Consider the following 20,434-nt stretch of genomic DNA (forward strand, 5'->3'; position numbering starts at 1 on the left):
ATTAAAAATTAATGACTAAACCCAATAAGAGCAGCTTCCTGGTTTCCTTGCTTTTGATCACCGCTGGTACTTTGCTGCTGCCATTCATATCATCATGTGGCAAAGGCGCCAATGCTAATCCTACCGGCTTGAATACGCAGTTACAGATTATTAATTTAAGTCCGGACATACAACCGGTAAATTTATATCTCAATTTTATCAAGGAGAGTACCACAACCTATACCTACCCAACCGGTTCGGGTTATTTTTTTATATCAACACTAACGCCGCCGTTGCAGTTGCGTTCGGCAACACTGGCCCCGGTAAATCTGATTACTATTAATAGTACGCTGAAAGCTAATTCAAAATACACTTTGTTTATTACGGGTTTTAAAAGCGATAGTTCTATAAAAAAATCCATCTTGCTATTGGATACGGCAACTGTTCCTCCATTGGGCCGGGGCATAGTACGGTTTGTACACTGCTCGCCGACATCAGCCCCGCTTGATTTGAAAGCTAATGGCACCAGTGCAAAGCTGTGGACAAACATCGCCTTTGATTCGGTATCAAAATATGTTCAATTGCCGGTGGGTAATTATAACTTTACTATTAACCTAAATGCCTCACAGGATAATGTTCAATTCCAGTTGCCCAACGTTACCATACAGGATGGCCGTGCGTATACTATCTATACACAGGGAATAGTAGGCCGTACAGACTCTGTTGCATTTGGAGCGGCTGTACTTACTAATAATTTACTGCTTAAGACTAATCGTTAAGGGTAAAGTATCAAGTAGTTAGTATCAAGTATCAAGATTTTTTGCAAATGCGAACTATTGTGTTTAAGAAGTCGTGATACCTGATACTAACTACTTGATACCTGATTCTGATTTATATTCCTATTTTAGCCAAAATTTAAAATACCGTGGAAGTAATAAAAAGCATTATCGACTTTATACTGCATATTGATGTGCATCTGAGCCAGATCACCAGTGATTACCGGGGCTGGACCTATCTTATACTGTTCGCGATCATTTTTGCCGAAACCGGTTTTGTGGTTACTCCCTTTTTACCCGGCGACTCGCTGCTGTTTGCAGCAGGTGCGCTTATTGCAGGTGGAAAATCCGGACTTGAAATATACCTTTTAGCCATCATATTAATAATTGCTGCTTTTTTAGGGAATACGGTTAATTATTTGTTAGGTAACTATTTAGGACCGAAGGTTTTTAAGGAAAACAATAAGATACTTAAGTTAGACTATTATTTAAAAACTAAAGCCTTTTTTGATAAGCATGGTGCAAAGGCTGTGATCTTTAGTAGGTTTATGCCAATCATTCGTACCATTGCACCTTTTGTTGCAGGTGTAGGTCGTATGCCTTTCCTAAAATATAGTTTGTATAACATCCTTGGAGGAGCATCCTGGATAATCCTTTTTCTTTTTGCAGGCTTATGGTTGGGTAAGGTGGAATTCTTTGCGAAACATTTTTCATTAGTTGGTGTCGCTATTATCCTAATATCTATAATTCCGCCGATTTATGCGGCTATAAAAAGCAGGAGAAGCAAAAAAGTCTTGGTATAACGCCTGAATAAGTTTCGAGCTGCGCTGTTCGAAGTCTCTGACTTCGAACCACTATGCCGGTAGTTTGTAACTACCGGATCGTTTTCTGTAGTCTGAAGACTACGAGCATAATCATTCGAAGTCAGAGACTTCGAATAGCGGACAAGTATTGTGACTTATTGAGGTGCTTGATAAACACATTTCCCAGCTTTGTACATCGCCTCTTCGTGCTGTAGATTAATACGGTCTTCCGGGCTTAGCGGCTGTGCTATCAGTTTGTTCAGATCGGGCTGCCCGGCATCTACCCAGGCCGAATACCAGAAACTTCCAACAGAAAGTATCGATGCCCGCATTTGTCGCTCTACCATGCCTTTCAGCATTTTCTGATAAGCTTGGCTGTAGGCAACAGAGTAATCATTAAGCTTTCTTTTACCTCGCATCACCAGGCTGTACTTTTTATCCGGTGGGAAATTTTTGTTGATTATCCGTTCAAACCGCAATACCGAATCGACGCTTTTGAAGGATACCTGGCAAATTTTAAATGCCTCGGTAAGCGGGTTATCAATATAACGGGTCCGACCAGCAAATAGATGATATTGTTTGATAAACAACTCCGGCAGGCGGGTTTCCCACAAGCCATGTATGCCAATCTGATCGGTCAATTGCCCATCATAATTTAAGGTAAGGTGAAGCGGCACATGGGCATCGGCAACGTAGTGACCTAAGTTGGCTGATGTGTTGAGTATGGCCGTGGTGTCATGGGCCTTAAATGCCCTTACCAGTTTATAATATTGGTATTGAATGGTCCAGGGAACAGTGCCATATTTGTCCAACGTATCGGCCGAATATTTGGCGGCAGCATCGGCCCATCGTCGGGGCATTGCAGTAAAAGGCTTTTTGCCATAATGGTCGGCATCAAAAAAATGATGAGGGATCTCGGTAGAGTCTACATAGCGGCGTTTGTCGGCACTTACGGCATGTTCTGTAATGTAACCGATGTTGGCCTTATAAAAACCAGCCATGCCTTTAGGTAGCGTAAAAACGGCTAGCCTGTTAATGCGGTAATGCGCAAAGAAACCCCATGACGAACATAGCAGCACTAAACCAGTGCCCGATAAACCTAAAATAATGCGCCGCTTCATGAAGGCATAAATATGGTGTTTAGTTTTGAAGTTTTGAATAGTAAGTTTTGAGTTTTATTAGCTATTACAATCTGCTCCCGTAAACCTTGGTGTCATAATGAATAGTGATCTTCCCATCCTGTTGATAACTGTTAAAAAGCGTTTGCAAACATTAATCATAGGCTCATATCCAGCATCATCTTTGGTTGGCATGGATGGCGAGGAAAGCAGGCGGCGTTTTAATCCCTCAAAATTAAAATACCGGCATGTTTTAAAATACTTTGCGCTCAAAAGGTTCATCGCGGGGCTTAATTAAATTCAGTCAGCACTATGGGTTAAATAAAGCTTTAAAACTTTAATAAAAAAGCACTTGCATATTTAAATTTATCAGCATATATTTGCAGTCCTTAAAATAAATAGAAAAAAGAATAACAAAGCTATACAATGGCAAATCATAAATCGTCTTTAAAAAGAATCAGGGCAAACGCTGCGAAGCGTCTGCGTAACAGGTACCAGGCTAAAACAACCAGGAACGCTATTAAGAAATTAAGAAACACTACTACTAAAGCTGATGCAAGCGCACTGTTAGGTAAAGTGATCTCTATGTTAGACCGTTTAGCTAAAAAGAATGTTATTCACAAAAACAAAGCTTCGAACAATAAATCAAAGCTTACTAAATTTGTTAATGGCTTAAGCTAATCGCTTAACTAAAAATATATAAAAAGGGTTGTACTGAATAGTACGACCCTTTTTTGTTTGGTTTGAAAATCATTATTACACGCGTCATTGCGAGGTACGAAGCAATCTCTATGCTATACAGAGCGAACTTACCTGTTTGACTTGCCTATGTAGAGATTGCTTCGTACCTCGCAATGACGCGTGGAGAAAAAGACGCTCACACCACATCGACGTCGGATATCACACCACAATTTTTTTTGTTTGATAGTTTTCTCCATATTTGAATACCGTGGAAAACTACAACGAAAAGATCAGCATTAAATCATGGGCCGAGGAAGATCGTCCGCGCGAAAAACTGAGCACCCAGGGTCGCCGTGCGCTGACCGATGCCGAGCTGATCGCCATCCTGATCGGATCTGGCAGCCGTACCGAAACTGCCGTTGAACTAAGCAAGCGCATCCTGCACCATTATGAAAACGACCTGAACAAGCTGGGTAAAGCTTCTATCAGCGAACTCTCAAAATTCAAAGGGATAGGAGAGGCCAAAGCTATCTCCATTATTGCCGCGCTGGAGATCGGTCGCCGCCGCAACGATACCGAAACCAAAGCCATTGAATATATCAACAGCAGCCGCGATGCCTATAATATTATGCGCCGCCACCTAATGGATCTGAACCACGAAGAATTCTGGATCCTGCTGGTTGGCCGCTCGCAAAAAGTGCTGGCTAAAGAGTTAGTGAGCAAAGGCGGATTATCGGCCACGGTAGCCGATCCCAAGATCATTTTTTACATGGCCTTACAACAACAGGCCAGTGGTATCATATTAGTTCATAATCATCCATCGGGCAATCTGAAACCCAGTCACCAGGATATCGATCTCACTAAAAAAATAAGTGCTGCCGGTCGCCTGCTGGATATCAATGTGCTTGATCACCTGATTATAACCGACAATGGATATTACAGCTTTGGCGATGAAGGAGTGATTTAGATGTGCGAATGAGCAGATATGCAGATGATTTTTTGAATTTGCTGATTGATCCGTTTATCGATCTTATCTATCACTCACGCATTTATTATTTGCATATCTGCATATCTGCACATTTGTAATCTGCACATCTTTCACCTTTCAGCCTAAATCGTATCTTTGCCGATTATCATTGCTGAATAATGAAAATCTCATATAACTGGCTTAAAGAATTTATTAATACAGATAAAACTCCACAGGAAATCTCTATTATCCTTACCGGTACCGGTTTGGAGGTTGAGAGCCTGGAAAAAGTACAAGCTATCCCCGGCGGACTGGAAGGCCTGGTGATAGGTTATGTAAAGGAATGTATAGATCATGCCAACTCCGACCACCTGCACGTAACTAAAGTTGATGTAGGCGGCCCGGAAGACCTGCAAATTGTTTGCGGCGCTGCTAATGTTGCGGCCGGGCAAAAAGTGGTAGTAGCTGTGGTTGGTACTACCGTATACCCGGTAACCGGTGAGCCATTCGCTATAAAAAAATCAAAAATACGCGGCGAAGTATCCGAAGGGATGATCTGTGCCGAGGACGAAATAGGATTAGGCACCAGTCATGATGGTATCATGGTGCTTGATGCCGATGCCCCGGTTGGTACTTTGGCTAAAGACTATTTTAAGGTGAACGACGATTATATGTACGAGATAGGTTTAACACCTAACCGTGCAGATGCCGCCTCGCACCTGGGTACAGCCCGTGACATTGCCGCTTTTTTAAAGCTCACTATTACCCGGCCGGATGTAAGCGCGTTTAAAATTGACAATACCAGCAGAACGGTTGAGGTTGTGGTAGAGAACGAACAGGCAAGTCCGCGTTACTCTGGCTTAACCATGACCGGCCTTACGGTAAAGGAATCACCGAAATGGCTAAAGGAACGGTTGGCAGTTATCGGCATTCGCTCTATCAATAATGTTGTGGATGTAACCAATTACGTGCTGCATGAACTGGGGCAGCCGCTGCACGCTTTTGATGCCGACGAAATAAAAGGCAACAAAGTGCTGGTGAAAAACTACCCGGAAGGAACTGTTTTTAAAACCCTGGATGAGGTGGAGCGTAAGCTATCAGAAAACGACCTGATGATAGGCAACGCCGAAGACCCTATGTGTATTGCCGGTGTATTTGGCGGTATTAATTCAGGCGTTAAGGCATCTACTACCAGCATTTTTTTGGAGAGCGCTTATTTCAATTCGGTATCGGTACGTAAAACGGCTAAAAGACATGGCCTAAAAACCGATGCCTCGTTTCGGTTTGAGCGTGGTACTGATCCGGATATGACCGTTTTTGCCTTGAAACGCGCCTCCTTGCTGATACAGGAAGTTGCGGGTGGTGAGGTATCGTCAGAGATTTTTGATCATTACCCTGCACCTGTTGCACCGTTTGCTTTTGATGTAAGCTATAAAAACATCCACAGGCTGATAGGTAAGGCTATTCCGCACGCCGAGATCAAGGCCATTATTGAGGCATTGGATATTAAAGTGGTTAATGAAACGGAAGAAACGCTTTCGTTGCAGGTACCGCCATACCGTGTAGATGTTATCCGCGAGGTGGATGTGGTGGAGGAGATACTGCGCATTTACGGATACAACAATATCGAAATCCCAACCCAGATCAGGGCATCGTTAAATAATTCGCAACGGGCCGAGAAGGATACGGTGCAAAACCAACTGTCGGACTTGCTTACTGCCAATGGTTTTAACGAGATACTATCAAACTCCCTAACCAAATCGGCTTATTCAGATAATCTGGATACTGCCGTAAAAATATTGAACCCGCTAAGCAGCGATCTGGATGTAATGCGCCAAACCATGCTGTATTCGGGTCTGGAAGCTATTGCTTATAACCAGAACCGCCGTGCTGCTGATCTGAAGTTTTACGAGTTTGGCAAGGTTTACAGTGTGAAGGATGATAAATATAACGAGGTACAACGTTTCTCGGTATTTTTAACCGGTGCAACTACTGCCGAGCAATGGAACCAAAAACCAAAGCCGGTATCGTTCTACAATCTGAAAGCTATTGTTGATGGCATTTTGGAGCGCTTGAATATAACCGGCTATGCGGTAGAAGATGCTACCTGCAAAAAAATGGCTTACGGGCTGCAATACATGCTGAATAGTAAACAACTGGTTAAGTTTGGTGCTGTTGCCAGTGAAGCTTTGAAAAAGGTTGATGTAGATAAGCAAGTATTTTATGCTGACTTTAATTTCGATCTGATTCTATCTGCCGTGCGCAAAAACAAGATCGTTTACCAGGAGGTTTCTAAATTCCCGGCGGTAAGGCGCGACCTGTCGATGCTGATAGATAAAGCCGTTACTTTTGGTCAGTTAAAACAAATTGCCCTGAGAACCGAACGCAAGCTGTTAAAAGAAGTTAGTGTATTTGACGTTTACGAAGGAGATAAACTGCCAGCCGGTAAAAAATCATACGCATTAAGTTTCATCATTCAGGACATCGAAAAGACCCTTACCGACAAAGCGATTGATGCCATTATGCAAAAATTAATTTATAACTTAGGTAAAGAAGCCGGAGCGGAGATCAGAAAATAAAGAAACCTCTAAATCCTAATTTCTAAACTCTAAAATAAAAAGCATAAACGTGAATCTCACTTTTAGAATTAGAGTTTCGGATTTAGAAATTGGGTTTTAGAAATTAGAGTTTAGAAATTAGGATTTAGAGTTTAACATATACATGGCCTCAGTAGCAGAACAGTTAAATAAGATTGTAGATAAAACCGAACGGTTAATTGAGCTTTGTGCTGCTTTACAGGAGGAAAACGATCTGTTAAAACTGGAAAGCGAGGCTTTAACAGTGGCCCTTGATGCCAGCAAAAACAAGACAAAGGAGCTGGAAGAAAAGCTTCGTGTATTGAAGCTTGCAAAATCATTTTCAGAAACAAATGAAAAAAGTCTTGATATAAAGCAAAAAATTAACGACTTTGTGCAGGAAATAGATAAGTGTATTGTGTTATTGAAAAAATAACACAAAAAGTGAAAAGCTCAATGGGAGAAATCTCAATAAAAATAAATATTGCTGACAGAGTTTACCCTTTAAAGGTAAACATGGAGGAAGAAGAAATAATACGCAGGGCGGCTAAACTGATCAATGACCGGATAAAGGAATATCAGGAAAACTACGCGGTACGGGATAAGCAGGATCTGCTTTCGATGGCGGTGTTGCATTATGCTACATCATCATTAAAAGCCGAAAAGAAGGTCACCGTTGAAGATACCGATATTGCCGAAAAGGTTTACCAGTTGGATCATTTGCTGACTGAATTTTTCTCAAAGTAATTAACGTTCTTACATACATACAGAGCACAATTAAGATTTAACCGCAGTTAAATTTTAGGTTTCACTATTAAAAACTTAACGCTTCAATATTAAGCGGGTCAAAGAGGCATGCGTTACTCGAATAGTATTAACGTAACCATGATCCCCAATATCCGAAATGAAGTTTTTAAATACATGATACTTGAAAATTAGTTGCGGTTTTTTTATTTATATAACCTTACACCCTAAAAGAAGATGGACATATTACTATACGGAATAATCGGACTATTGCTTGGCGTTGGCCTGGGCATAGTTATCGGTCGCTTCCTGCTACGGAAGCTATTTAAAGACCAGGAGGCATCGGCCCAAAATAAAGTGAAAAAGATCCTGAAGGATGCCGAAAACAATGCCGAGATATTGAAGAAGAATAAACTGCTGGAAGCCAAAGAGAAGTTTTTACAAATGAAGGCTGAGCATGAGCAGGAAGTAACTAACAAGAACAACGCCATAAACCAGCGCGAAAACGGTGTGAAACAAAAAGAACAGTCGCTAAACCAGCGCCTGGAAAACATGAACCGCAAGGAAAGTGAGCTTGACAACATCCGTAAAAACCTGGAAAAACAAACAGAAATTGTTGTTAAAAAACAGGAAGAAGTTGAAATACTGAAAAACGCTCACGTACAGCAACTGGAAACCATTGCCGGTTTATCAGCCGATGATGCACGTAACCAATTGGTAGATACCCTGCGCGAAGAAGCCCGTACCAAAGCGATGATCCAGATCAAAGACATTGTTGACGAGGCTAAACTAACCGCAACCAAAGAAGCTAAAAAGATAGTTATTCAAACCATACAGCGTACCGCTACCGAAAGCGCTATTGAAAATACGGTATCGATATTTAACATTGAGAACGATGAGATCAAGGGCCGCATCATTGGTCGCGAAGGCAGGAACATCCGCGCGCTGGAAGCAGCAACCGGTATCGAGATTATTGTTGATGATACGCCGGAAGCCATTATTCTTTCGGGTTTTGACCCGGTAAGGCGTGAAATTGCCCGTTTGGCTATGCACCGCCTGGTAACTGATGGTCGTATACACCCGGCGCGTATTGAAGAGGTGGTTGCTAAAACTAAAAAACAAATTGAAGAAGAAATAGTAGAAATAGGCGAGCGCACCGTAATAGACCTGGGTATCCATGGTTTACACCCGGAACTGATCCGGATGGTGGGGCGGATGCGTTACCGCTCATCATATGGGCAAAACCTGTTACAGCACTCACGTGAGGTGGCTAACTTCTGTGCCACTATGGCTGCCGAACTTGGCCTGAATGTGAAAATGGCTAAACGTGCAGGTTTGTTACATGATATAGGTAAAGTACCTGATGATAACCCGGAGCTGCCACACGCTATTTTGGGTATGCAACTGGCCGAAAAGTATAAAGAGCACCCCGAGGTTTGCAACGCTATAGGCGCTCACCACGATGAAATTGAGATGACTTCAATGTTATCACCTATCATCCAGGCGTGTGATGCGATATCCGGGGCACGTCCGGGTGCACGCCGCGAAGTGGTTGAAAGCTATATCAAACGTTTGAAAGAGCTGGAAGAATTAGCTCTTTCATACCCAGGTGTCGAAAAAACATTCGCTATACAGGCCGGTCGTGAGCTGCGTGTGGTGGTTGAAAGCGAAAAGATAACTGATGCACAGTCTGAAGTACTGGCAGCGGATATCTCAAACCGTATCCAAACCGAAATGACCTACCCAGGCCAGATCAAAGTTACCGTGATCAGGGAAACCCGCTCGGTAGCATTTGCTAAGTAGGGGAAGAGATCAAGGATTTTTGGAGCAAGGAACAAGGATCTTTTAATCGGAGAGACAAGAACAAGGAGTAAGGGAATAAGAATCCTTACTCCTTGTTGCTTTTATCTCGGTCCTTGTTCCCAAAATCTTTGTTCTTTGTTCCAATTGTTCTTGTTCCTAAAATCTTTGTTCCTTGCTCCAAAAATCCTTGCTCCAATCTTGACTCTTGACTCTTTTCCCCGTATATTAGATTAAATTATGGCCTCCAGTAATATATCAAATACTTCACAACATGGTGCCGGCGATGCTAACCCCATCCGCCCGGTTGATATTTATTTTGCCAAATACGCCGAAAGTCATCATAATAAAACCAATGAGGCTATCCATTTTATCTGTATCCCACTTATCGTGTTCAGCTTACTGGGGTTGGTATGGTCAATCCCGTTCCCTTACCTTAAAATCCTGGGCACTTATAATGGCGTATTTAATTGGGCATCCTTTTTAATTGCCTTTAGTATTTACTATTATCTGAAACTATCACCGGTACTGTCCTACATTATGCTGTTGATTTTATTTGGCTTTAGTTATGGCATTATACAACTGGAACATTGGCACCAGGCCGGTGGCCCAGCCTTATGGCTGGTTTCGCTCATTATCTTCTTTATATCCTGGATAGGGCAGTTTATCGGACATAAAATTGAAGGTAAAAAGCCCTCATTTTTAGATGATATTAAATTCCTGCTTATCGGTCCCATTTACCTGCTCCATCTGGTACTTAAAAAGTTATCTGTTAAGTATTGATAAACAACTTTTACTTAATGTTAACAAAAAGGATTAAATATAATCCTGTGTTAACATGCTGTTAATATTGTAGCTGAACCTTTGTGTTTTAAAAACACACAAATGAAAAAGCTTTACTTTATCCTTTTATCAGTGCTGATTATTGGGGTTGCTAATGTTGCCAAGGCGCAAATTACAACCTCGGTAGTAAGCGGAAAAGTTACCGACCAAAAAGGCGTTACCCTGCCTGGCGTAACTGTAACTGTGCTGAGTACCAGTACTGGAACACGTTATGGCGCCCAAACTAACTCCGATGGTCGTTTCACTATCACCAACATTAATCCGGGCGGTCCTTATACCATTTCGGCCTCTTTTGTTGGGTTTAAAAAAGACGAAAGAACAAATATTACCCTGAGCTTGGGTAGTACTACCCTGAACTTCGCCCTTGCCGATGAAACAACTACCTTAAAGGAAGTAAAGGTTACAGGTTCAGCAGGTGGCACCAAAACAGGTGCAGGCACCCGCATCAACCAAAACCAGATCCGTACGCAACCTTCTATTAACCGCAGCTTGCAGGATCTGACAAGGAACACGCCTCAAAGTAATAACAACTCATTCCAGGGTACCAACTACCGTTACAATAACGTAACGCTGGATGGTGCTATCAATAATGACGCGATTGGTTTCAGCCCATCATTAGGTGGTCAGAACAACGCTTCGGGGCAAGTAGGTAGCAGTACCCGTACCAGCCCGGTATCATTAGATGCGATACAGGATATCCAGGTATTGGTTGCTCCTTATGATATTAAAATTGGTAACGTATTGGGTGGTAGTATCAACGCCGTAACCCGCAGCGGTACTAACGATTTTACCGGCTCGGTTTACGGTTTTGGCCGTGGCTCATTTATGGTAGGCGCCAACAATGCTGCTGCTGCTGCAGGCGGTGATGGTTCAAAATTATCTGATTTTCATGATTACCAAACAGGTATCCGTTTAGGTTTCCCGATCATCAAAAACAAATTATTCTTCTTCACTAATGAAGAGATTGCCCGCAGACAAGATCCTGTGATCAGAGGTCTTGATCACAATGGCTCGCCTAATATATTAAGTCAGGCGGATGGTGATAAGCTTGTCGCTGCATTTAAAGCATATACAGGTGGAATTGATCCTGGTACATATAACAATACCACTATTTTCTCAAACTCCAACAAGTTCTTTAACCGTTTGGACTGGAACATTGATGATCATAACCAGTTAACCATTCGTAACAATACCATTATTTCAAAAGCGACTAACTTGGAGCGCGATCAGCAAAACTTCCGTTTTAGCGGTATCGACTATACCTCACATAATAACTCCACTTCAACCGTAGCGGAATTAAAATCAAGGTTCTCTAACAGCGTGAGCAATAGCTTGGTATTGGGTTACTCAAACGTACATGATTACCGTGATCCTAACTCAGATCCGTCATTACCACAGATCGAGATCACTGGTCGTAAACCTGGTACCACCATATTTATGGGTACCGACCGCGAGGCCGCTATTTTTGATATGCACCAGAAAACTGCTGAGTTTACCGATAACTTAACCTGGACAAAAGGTAAGCACACTTTTACCTTTGGTACACATAATGAGTTTTATAACATTACCTATAACTTTGTAAACTCATGGAATGGCCGTGTAGCTTATAACAGCATAGAGGATTTTATTAATAACAATCCTGCACGTGTACGTACAAACTTTAATTACACTAATAATACCCGTGATTATATTTTGGCTAATCCATCGGCCAAGTTTAATGTTAACCTGCTGAGCTTATACGGACAGGATGAAATTCAGTTGACAGATAACTTTAAACTGACCTTGGCCTTACGTGCTGATTATGCAGATGTGCCGAATAAACAACCCTTGAGCGATAAAACAATAAATGCTCCGGTTGATCCTAACTACGGTACTACTTATACCTATACCAAACCAAAAGACATCAAACAAAATTACCTTGGTAATATAGAGTGGAATCCGCGTGTGGCATTTAACTATGATGTGCTTGGCGATCAAAGCGTTATTTTACGTGGTGGTAGCGGCTTCTTTACAGGTCGTGTTCCGTTTGCATGGTTTGGTTACGCCTTTTACAATAATGGTAAAACTTACGGAGCATATGACGTAAAAGCGCCAAGCTCTGGTATATCAGGCCAAACAGCAGGTACAAATCCGGTACAGACTGCTCCAAATGGCGAATTAAATTACGTTAACAAGCAAGTGCCTGCTGTTAATACTTCTGCGTCTGGTGCAACCCAGGTGGATATGATTGATAATAACTTTAAAATGCCACAGGTTTGGAGAAGTAGTTTAGCTGTTGATTATACTACCGATGATCAGTGGAAATTTACCGGTGAAGGTATTTATACCAAAGTTATTCATGATTTGAAATTTCAACAGGTAAACACGCTTGATCAGGTAACTTATTATCCTTACGATACCCAGCACCTGCAGCCTATATTTAATAACACTGCCACCGCTACTAATAAGGGTAAAATAAATCCATTATATACTAACGCTTACCTGTTATCAAATACCAGTGAGGGCTATCGTTATAGCTTAACAGCACAGGTAGCTAAATTCACTCAGTTTGATCCAAAGAATGCTTTAAATGTTTCTGTTGCTTATACCTATGGCCATTCAAAAGATGTTACCAACGGTATCCGTAACTCGATGGAATCAAACTGGCAGTTAAACCAGGCCTTAAATCCTAACAGCCCGGGTTTAGCTAATTCAAACTTTGATATCCGTCACCGTATCGTTTCAAATTTGAATTTCAAACATGATTGGGATGCTAACCATAATTACCCGGCTAATTTTACCTTTTTCTTTAGCGCACAAAGCGGTAACCCGTATACTTTTGATACTTACCCAAATGCTATTGACGGAACAGGCCAGCAGTTAAGCTTAGCTTACATCCCGAAAAGAGGTGAAACAGTTAATTTCTTCAATGATATAGTAGGTGGCCAAACTGCAGCGCAACAAGCTGCCGCATTTGATGCCTTTATTGATAAGAACAAATATTTAAGCTCACGCCGTGGTCAGTTTACTGAACGTAACGCTGCGTTTACTCCATGGAATAATCAGCTTGACTTCCGTTTTACACAGGACTTTAAATTTGGTGGTAAGCACAAACAGATGATCACATTTACTTATGATATCATCAACCTGACCAACTTACTGAGTAAAAAATGGGGCCAGTATTACTTCTCAGCTAATACATTCAACTCTTCAGCAAGCGTTGGTTTAACACCGGCAAAAGGTGGAACCCCATCGTTTGAAAATGCTGGGAAAACTTATCCGAAATATACATTTGCTGATCCAGGATTACCATACTCTGTTGATTTGTTTGCATCGCGCTGGCAAATGCAGTTTGGTATCCGTTACAGCTGGTAACACCGAACAAAACTCAACTAAAACAATAAATAAGCACCCTGCCGGTAAAATGGCAGGGTGTTTTGTTTTTGTCTGAATCAGAATTGGCAGAATTAAAGGATTTTCAGAATTCATGGAGGCCATGGGCTATTATTTTACAAATTCTGTCCTTAGCGCAAGTCTTGTGCGCTGCCAGCGGGGTGAGGACTTGTGCTTATTAAATGTCACAAGTAAGCCATTGCCCATAAGCTATAGCACAGGCTTGGGCCAGGAGGGTTGTTATTTTGCAAATTAGTTAATTCTCAAAACTCCAATTCAGGCAAATATTTCGTATCTTTATATCAGTAAACAGCCCGGCCTCCAAATAAAGGAGAGCCGGGCTGTTTGGTTAAAGAACAAAAGCGGCCAAAAACCGACCGTTTGGGATATAGTTATTTGAATGGCAATAAACTAATACTTTTTAAAGCTTTCAAAACCCATCAAAAATTTGTTAAAAAGTGTTAAAATGGCGTTAAAGCTTTGTTGAAATGATCAAAGAGCAAACGTTTTTATCCTGTTTTTGCTCAAAAAGTGTTAAAATTTAAGGTTTAAAAAGTTTTGGCCCATCGTTAACTACAGATTTTTGCCCAGTTTTTCCAGAATATCCTGGGGGACCTTTTCCAGGTCGAGCACCAGGAAACCATCCAGGCAATCGGCAAATTTGGGATCGATATTAAAACTGATGATCTTGGCGTTTAGCGCGATGTACTGGCGCAGCAGTACCGGAACTTTCATATTGCGGGTTTCCACTTCCGATATCAGGTTGTCGAGTCCTTTGAAGGTATCTTCGCCGGCCATCAGCAGGTCGGTATCTATTTTGGCAAAATCAACCTTGAATTTCTTGCGAGGTTTTACATACTGCGCCATTTCATGGTCAAAATGGTTACGGTTGATGTAATCAACAATAAGCGATTTGGAGAACTTAGAGAACGAGTTGCTGATACTTACCGGTCCGATAAGGTAACGGTATCTTGGATTATCGATCAGGAATTTTAGAATACCTTTCCACAGTAAAAACAGCGGAAGAGGCTTTGTCTGATACTCCTTACGGATCCATGAACGGCCCAGTTCAAGGCTCTTGCGCAATACCGGGGTAAACTGGGTTTTAAGTTTGAACAGTTCAGTGATATAAAAGCCGTTTTTGCCTACGCTGTAGAATATTTCATCGCCCAAACCTATGCGGTAGGCGCCTACGATCATTTTAGCTTCAAAATCCCAGATAAACAGATGGTTATAGTAGATATCATATTCGTCAAGGTCAATGGCTTTGTTGGTACCTTCACCAACTTCTCTAAAGGTGACCTCGCGGAGGCGGCCTATCTCTCGTATAACATTTGGGATGGTTGAAGTTGGTACAATAAATACCTCATAGTTCTTTTCGATCCATATCCTATAGTTTTCGCGCAATGGGGCTATTTCTTTCTCCAATATGGTCGAATCTATTTCGGGGGCTACAGCTTCTGGCAGGCGTTTTATTTTGAATAAGTTACGTGGGCTGAATAACTTTTTCTCTTCCTCCAATCCAGTGCCGAGGGCATAGGTACGGGCACGTAAAAAGTTAAGCAGTTTGGCGCTGTTGTTATGATCTGGTATATCTTCTACGTTAATAGGTTTGCCTATACGTAGTTTAATGGTGTGGCCGTGCTTGTTAAACAACTCCGATGGTAATTTGGCCGTACGCAAAGCCGGATGTATCAAACTAAGTAAATTGAATAGTAAGCCATTGTTACCATGAAAATAAATCGGAACTACCGGCACTTTAGCCTTGGCTATTATTTTGCCCACAACCGGGTGCCAAAGACGATCGGTAACCTGCTTTTGTTCAACTTTAAAGGTGGATACTTCACCTGCCGGGAAAATACCGATAGGGGTACCATTATTTAAAAGCTCCAGCGTATTTTTTAAGCCACTGATGCTGGAAGAGTGTTCTACGTTTTCAAAGGGATTAACAGCAATAAAATAATCACTCAGGTTTGGGATTTTCTTGAGCAGGAAGTTGGCCATCAATTTAGCATCGGGCCTTACCATACATAATATTTTTAAAAGAACCATGCCCTCAATACCACCATAAGGGTGATTGGCAATGGCGACAAAAGCTCCAGTCTTAGGTATATTTCGTAGCTCGCGTTCGTCAAATTCAATATCAATTCCGCAACCCTCTAAAATGGCATCAACAAACTCCGGGCCCTCCTTAGGTTGCGCCTGTGCAAAAAGCTCGTTAACCTGGTTAATTTTCATGAGTTCCATCAATAAAGCGGCCAGGCCCGGCATTTTCAACTTATCCAGTTTGGTGGCTTTGGCAAACTCTTCGGTGGTTATTACTTTCATTTTTTATAAAAAGGGGTGTTTTAATTAACTTATAAATATCCTGAAAATTTATTTATTTTAACAATCGATAAACGCTGTAAATGAAGGCCTATTTTAAAAACTACCTGTCTGTAACCAAAAAAGAATGGAACGGAATGGTAGTGCTTATTGTTTTAATGGCATTGGTTTTAGCAACGCCTTATGTTTATCAAATGTTCCGCAAAGATAATATAATAAATTTTAATGAGTTTGATAAGGGCGTTGCCCTGCTAACCAAGGGAAAAAAGGTAAGTTCGACAGGTAACTCCTGGGCCAATGAATCGAAAATAGCGAATGCCAAATTATTTACATTCAATCCGAATGAATTATCCGATGCCGGCTGGCAAAAATTGGGACTTAGCGACCGGCAGATCAAAGTGATCAAGAATTATGAAGAAAAAGGCGGGCGGTTTTATACTAAGGCTGATGTGAAAAAGATCTATTCCATTACCGATGCCGACTACCAGCGACTGGAACCCTATATCAATATCCCGGATACCTACCATCATGCCGAAAAAGCCGCGCCAGGCGAAGTCATCGAAATAAACAGCGCCGACTCAGCAAAACTAACCCGCATCAGAGGAATAGGACCTGCGTTTGCTATGCGCGTTATCAGGTATCGGGAACGTGTGGGCGGTTTTTACAATAAAGAGCAATTGAAAGAGGTGTTTGGTATTGATGAAGCTAAATACACCGAAATACAAGGCGGCATCACCGTAGATAACAAACATATTACCAAAATGAACGTGAACGCGGCTTCTTTGAATGAACTCAGGCGGTTCCCGTATCTGAGCTTTAAACAAGCCAATGCTATATTGGAATATCACAATCAGCATGGTGATTATACATCAATTGAGGATATGAAAAATATTGCCATACTTGATGATGGAATTTTGCGTAAAATTGAGCCATATTTAACTTTCAAATGATAACCCAGCAAATAAAGTCTGCCATTCGTGATATTCCTGATTTTCCCAAGCCGGGGATTGTTTTTAAAGATATAACCCCGATATTAAAGGATCCTGCTTTATGCAATAATATTGTTAACGCCTTTGTTGAACAATTAAAAGACAAACGGATAGATGTGGTGGCTGGGATTGAGAGCCGTGGGTTTTTATTCGGACTTACGCTGGCCACTAAATTGGGTGTACCCTTTGTACCGATACGCAAAGCAGGCAAGCTGCCATTTACCATTAAACAGAAAGCGTATAAGCTGGAATATGGGACAGCCATTATTGAATGCCATACCGATGCCTTTGAACCCGGGCAGCACGTGCTGATCCACGATGATTTGCTGGCAACCGGCGGTACGGTAACTGCCGCAAGCGAACTGATCAAAGAAATGGGCTGCGAAATAGCTGGTTTCTCTTTTGTGGTTGAACTTGGCTTTTTGGAGGGCCGCAAACGGATAACGCCCATCAGCGATACGCTGGTGGTGCTGGCTGAGTATTAAACCTGTTATATGAGCATAAAAGTAAATATTAAAACAACCCGTTTTTTTATCGGGATTAGCCTGTTTTGCCTGATGGTTGGCCTGGCTTACTTTATGCTCCAGGTTAATACGGTGCAAGTGAATTCGTCTATACTTTATGCGTTTTACTTTTTTTCGTTTATTGCTGTAATTACCACCTATTTTTATCTGATCTGTGTTTTAAGAGATGTTCATGAAAGCAGCTCCATAATAACTGCATTTATTGTAGCATTAATATATAGTATCATCAAGTTTGTTTTACCCTTTTTATTGGGTAAACAATCCAATTCTATGATCGAACTGTATTTTAATTACCTGTTTGTTGTTATCATCAGAACTTATGTATTGATTAATATTTTTAGGATCAGGAACCAGGTGTTAGCCCCTCCTTTTAAGTTATTTGGAATAATAGGATTATCGGTAATTGTGTTAAAGATATTATCTCCTTTTTTGCATTTGCCCGGAAAGTTTTTAAGGGAAGCTTTTAACTTATTGGAATTACTTCCATTGGTAGCAGTCATTTTTATTTTATTTAAGGTGATCACATTTTTAAACTCCGAAAAGAAACCTTTAGGTTTATTTACGATTGATAAGTCATTATAAATTAATTGCGAGGCAAGGCAGTCGCTTCTGCGTTAAGGATTGAAACGGATACCGGCCTGTGCCTTATAAGTGTAAAGCCTGGCCGCAGGCAATGCCCCAATATATTTTAATTGTAGTAATGAACATGACTCATGTTGTTACAATTGGGTTTACATGGTTTACACTTTTTATGGTTTACGCGGAATTAATTTGCTTATAATCAATTATTTTATTTTTTTTTATCAAAAAAACGAGTTACAGTGTAAACCATGATTTTGCCTGAATTTAAGCCCTCCGGGGCCTCTGCAGTGAACTCCGTGGGGATTTTGATTTCGGCGTCGGAAATTCAAAACTCATCATTTGCTATTAGTTCCCGTATTTTGCCAGGAGCAGTATTAGCAAACGCAATAATTTGTCAAATTCTGAAAAATAATTTCAGCCTTTCTTTTCATTTCAAAAATAACCCTATTCAAACTAAACCTATCATTTATACCAGATACCAATTTGTACTTCTTTTTGGTCCGGATATAGGTCAAACTATCTTGATAATTAATCCGTTACTTTGCTAATAACCAATTATAAAAACATGGATTCTTTATTAACAGACAGCCCGGTAGGGTTTGATTTTTCTATTAGCGATAACCAGCGGATGGTGGGTGAGATGGCCAGGGATTTTGCCGAAAAAAATATCAGGCCATATGTGATGGAATGGGATGAGGCACAACATTTTCCGCTTGAATTATTTAAGCAAATGGGCGAACTGGGTATGATGGGTGTAGTTGTACCCGAACAGTACGGCGGCTCGGGCTTCGGATATGCCGAATACGTAACCGTGATATCGGAGATTGCCAGGGTATGCGGTTCAATAGGTTTGTCGCTGGCTGCGCATAACTCTTTATGCACCGGCCATATATTGGCTTTTGGTAACGAAGAGCAAAAACTCAAATGGCTGCCTAAACTGGCTACAGCCGAGTGGCTGGGTGCCTGGGGGCTTACCGAGGCAAACACCGGATCTGACGCGATGGGTATGGCCACTACAGCCACATTGGATGGGGATCATTATATCGTAAACGGTTCAAAAAACTTTATTACCCATGGTAAATCGGGCAATGTGGCTGTAGTAATGGTGCGGACAGGGGAAAAGGGTGATTCGAAAGGTATATCAGCCTTGGTTATTGAAAAGGGTACACCTGGTTTTACCCATGGCAAAAAGGAAAACAAAATGGGTATGCGTGCTTCGGAAACTACTGAACTGATATTTGATAATTGCCGTGTGCCTAAAGAAAACTTGCTGGGTAAAGAAGGCGAAGGTTTTAAACAGGCTATGACCATATTGGATGGTGGACGTATTTCCATAGCTGCTTTATCATTAGGTATTGCAAAAGGCGCGTTTGATGCTGCGGTGGCTTATTCCAAAGAGCGTAAACAATTTGGCCAGTCTATCAGCAATTTCCAGGGTATATCTTTTAAACTGGCCGATATGGCCACGGAGATTGAAGCTGCCGAACTTTTGGTGATGCAGGCTGCCGATCTGAAAACCAGGCACCTACCGGTAACCAAGCAATCGGCTATGGCTAAGTATTATGCATCTGAGGTGGCTGTCCGTACGGCTAACGAGGCTGTGCAAATATTTGGCGGATATGGTTATATCAAAGATTTTCCGGTAGAAAAATACTATCGCGACGCTAAGCTGTGTACCATCGGGGAGGGAACCTCAGAGATACAGAAGATCGTGATCAGCAGGGAAGTATTGAAAGGATAGAAGTTATTTATTAGATATTTTAGCGCCTGTTTGTCAGTAAGTTGTAACTTGTCATGCTTGCTGACAAATTGACAATTTTTACCTTCCAGTGACTAAGTAAAGGGAATTTTCTCAACTTCCGGATTTATTTTGACAAAAAAGTGAAAAATTAAGAATTGCTTCACTACTGATTTTATTAAATTGTAAAACCATTTTTTAACTTTTTGATTTTAAGGTTTTTTTGGATTTTGTCAGGTTTATCAGGCACAGATACTTATATTTTTTAATGGATTCAGGATTTATCGCTTTAAAAAACCAATTTTTACTGCTTTTTGTCGAAAGTTGATCTTATAATTTAATAACCGGTCTTTTTTCTGATTGATTTTTAAATTTTAATGAAATCAAAAAAAACTCAATTTTCTGATCAAAACAACTTTTAAGCTATGGCATGTTTTTAGCCGCAACCGGTGTAGAAAAGAATTAAATATTAATCAAAAAATTAAAGTTATGTTAGTTGTATTAGAAGTTGTTGCCTTTTTAGCTGTTATTATATTACCATTGATCCCAGCAAAAAAAGTGGCCAAATAATTAACGGAATTACTCCGATAAACAAGAAAAGGATGGGTTTACCCATC

16 protein-coding genes are annotated in these 20,434 nt (G+C 41.1%); 14 read left to right on the forward strand and 2 right to left on the reverse strand.

What is annotated here, in order from left to right; translation table 11 throughout:
- The first annotated feature begins 11 nt into the window (after positions 1-11).
- Both ACNURT_RS07190 and ACNURT_RS07195 read left to right on the forward strand, forming a co-directional pair.
- The gene (locus ACNURT_RS07190) at positions 12-758 is read left to right on the forward strand and encodes a DUF4397 domain-containing protein (protein WP_419701163.1); all 747 of its coding nucleotides are present in this window, start codon (positions 12-14) and stop codon (positions 756-758) included.
- 146 nt (positions 759-904) lie between these two features.
- Positions 905-1,558 (forward strand): VTT domain-containing protein, encoded by a 654-nt coding sequence (locus tag ACNURT_RS07195; protein ID WP_419701164.1) that lies wholly within the window; start codon positions 905-907, stop codon positions 1,556-1,558.
- Positions 1,559-1,713: 155 nt separating this feature from the next.
- Here the strand turns inward: ACNURT_RS07195 and ACNURT_RS07200 are convergent, their stop codons facing one another.
- The gene (locus ACNURT_RS07200; RefSeq protein ID WP_419701165.1) at positions 1,714-2,679 is read right to left on the reverse strand and encodes a zinc dependent phospholipase C family protein; all 966 of its coding nucleotides are present in this window, start codon (positions 2,677-2,679) and stop codon (positions 1,714-1,716) included.
- Between the two features lie 423 nt (positions 2,680-3,102).
- On the opposite strand from ACNURT_RS07200, the gene rpsT reads away from it, so the two are divergent.
- From rpsT to ACNURT_RS07240, 8 genes are all read left to right on the forward strand, one after another.
- On the forward strand, positions 3,103-3,357 hold the full coding sequence (gene rpsT, locus ACNURT_RS07205; protein ID WP_090529771.1) for a 30S ribosomal protein S20: 255 nt from the start codon (positions 3,103-3,105) through the stop codon (positions 3,355-3,357).
- 268 nt (positions 3,358-3,625) lie between these two features.
- Positions 3,626-4,324 carry a RadC family protein gene (gene radC, locus ACNURT_RS07210; protein ID WP_370993794.1) on the forward strand — a complete coding sequence of 233 codons (699 nt, stop codon included), beginning with the start codon at positions 3,626-3,628 and terminating at the stop codon, positions 4,322-4,324.
- A gap of 179 nt (positions 4,325-4,503) precedes the next feature.
- On the forward strand, positions 4,504-6,903 hold the full coding sequence (gene pheT / locus ACNURT_RS07215; RefSeq protein WP_419701166.1) for a phenylalanine--tRNA ligase subunit beta: 2,400 nt from the start codon (positions 4,504-4,506) through the stop codon (positions 6,901-6,903).
- A 142-nt stretch (positions 6,904-7,045) separates the two neighbouring features.
- Positions 7,046-7,336 (forward strand): hypothetical protein, encoded by a 291-nt coding sequence (locus tag ACNURT_RS07220; protein ID WP_090473158.1) that lies wholly within the window; start codon positions 7,046-7,048, stop codon positions 7,334-7,336.
- Positions 7,337-7,356: 20 nt separating this feature from the next.
- A complete protein-coding gene (locus ACNURT_RS07225; protein ID WP_172336454.1) occupies positions 7,357-7,647 on the forward strand; it encodes a cell division protein ZapA in 291 nt (96 codons plus the stop codon).
- A 234-nt stretch (positions 7,648-7,881) separates the two neighbouring features.
- The gene (rny, locus tag ACNURT_RS07230; RefSeq protein WP_419701167.1) at positions 7,882-9,447 is read left to right on the forward strand and encodes a ribonuclease Y; all 1,566 of its coding nucleotides are present in this window, start codon (positions 7,882-7,884) and stop codon (positions 9,445-9,447) included.
- A 237-nt stretch (positions 9,448-9,684) separates the two neighbouring features.
- The gene (locus tag ACNURT_RS07235) at positions 9,685-10,227 is read left to right on the forward strand and encodes a DUF962 domain-containing protein (RefSeq protein ID WP_419701168.1); all 543 of its coding nucleotides are present in this window, start codon (positions 9,685-9,687) and stop codon (positions 10,225-10,227) included.
- 102 nt (positions 10,228-10,329) lie between these two features.
- Complete coding sequence (locus tag ACNURT_RS07240) at positions 10,330-13,641, forward strand: carboxypeptidase regulatory-like domain-containing protein (protein ID WP_419701169.1); 3,312 nt, start codon at positions 10,330-10,332, stop codon at positions 13,639-13,641.
- A 591-nt stretch (positions 13,642-14,232) separates the two neighbouring features.
- On the opposite strand, the gene ACNURT_RS07245 is transcribed toward ACNURT_RS07240, so the two are convergent.
- The gene (locus tag ACNURT_RS07245) at positions 14,233-15,987 is read right to left on the reverse strand and encodes a lysophospholipid acyltransferase family protein (RefSeq protein ID WP_419701170.1); all 1,755 of its coding nucleotides are present in this window, start codon (positions 15,985-15,987) and stop codon (positions 14,233-14,235) included.
- 80 nt (positions 15,988-16,067) lie between these two features.
- Here ACNURT_RS07245 and ACNURT_RS07250 point away from each other — a divergent pair, with 80 nt between their 5' ends.
- The 4 genes from ACNURT_RS07250 (at position 16,068) to ACNURT_RS07265 (ending at position 19,820) form a co-directional block, all read left to right on the forward strand.
- Positions 16,068-16,934: a helix-hairpin-helix domain-containing protein gene (locus ACNURT_RS07250; RefSeq protein ID WP_419701171.1), complete on the forward strand. Its 867-nt coding sequence runs from the start codon at positions 16,068-16,070 to the stop codon at positions 16,932-16,934.
- The gene (locus ACNURT_RS07255) at positions 16,931-17,458 is read left to right on the forward strand and encodes an adenine phosphoribosyltransferase (RefSeq protein ID WP_419701172.1); all 528 of its coding nucleotides are present in this window, start codon (positions 16,931-16,933) and stop codon (positions 17,456-17,458) included. Before ACNURT_RS07250 ends, ACNURT_RS07255 begins: the two co-directional genes overlap by 4 nt.
- A 9-nt stretch (positions 17,459-17,467) precedes the next feature.
- Positions 17,468-18,079, forward strand: a complete 612-nt coding sequence (locus ACNURT_RS07260) for a hypothetical protein (protein ID WP_419701173.1) — start codon at positions 17,468-17,470, stop codon at positions 18,077-18,079.
- A gap of 565 nt (positions 18,080-18,644) precedes the next feature.
- Positions 18,645-19,820: an acyl-CoA dehydrogenase gene (locus ACNURT_RS07265; protein ID WP_419701174.1), complete on the forward strand. Its 1,176-nt coding sequence runs from the start codon at positions 18,645-18,647 to the stop codon at positions 19,818-19,820.
- Positions 19,821-20,434 lie beyond the last annotated feature (614 nt).

The sequence above is a fragment of the Mucilaginibacter sp. NFX135 genome, assembly GCF_048565145.1.
Taxonomy (GTDB): Bacteria; Bacteroidota; Bacteroidia; order Sphingobacteriales; family Sphingobacteriaceae; genus Mucilaginibacter.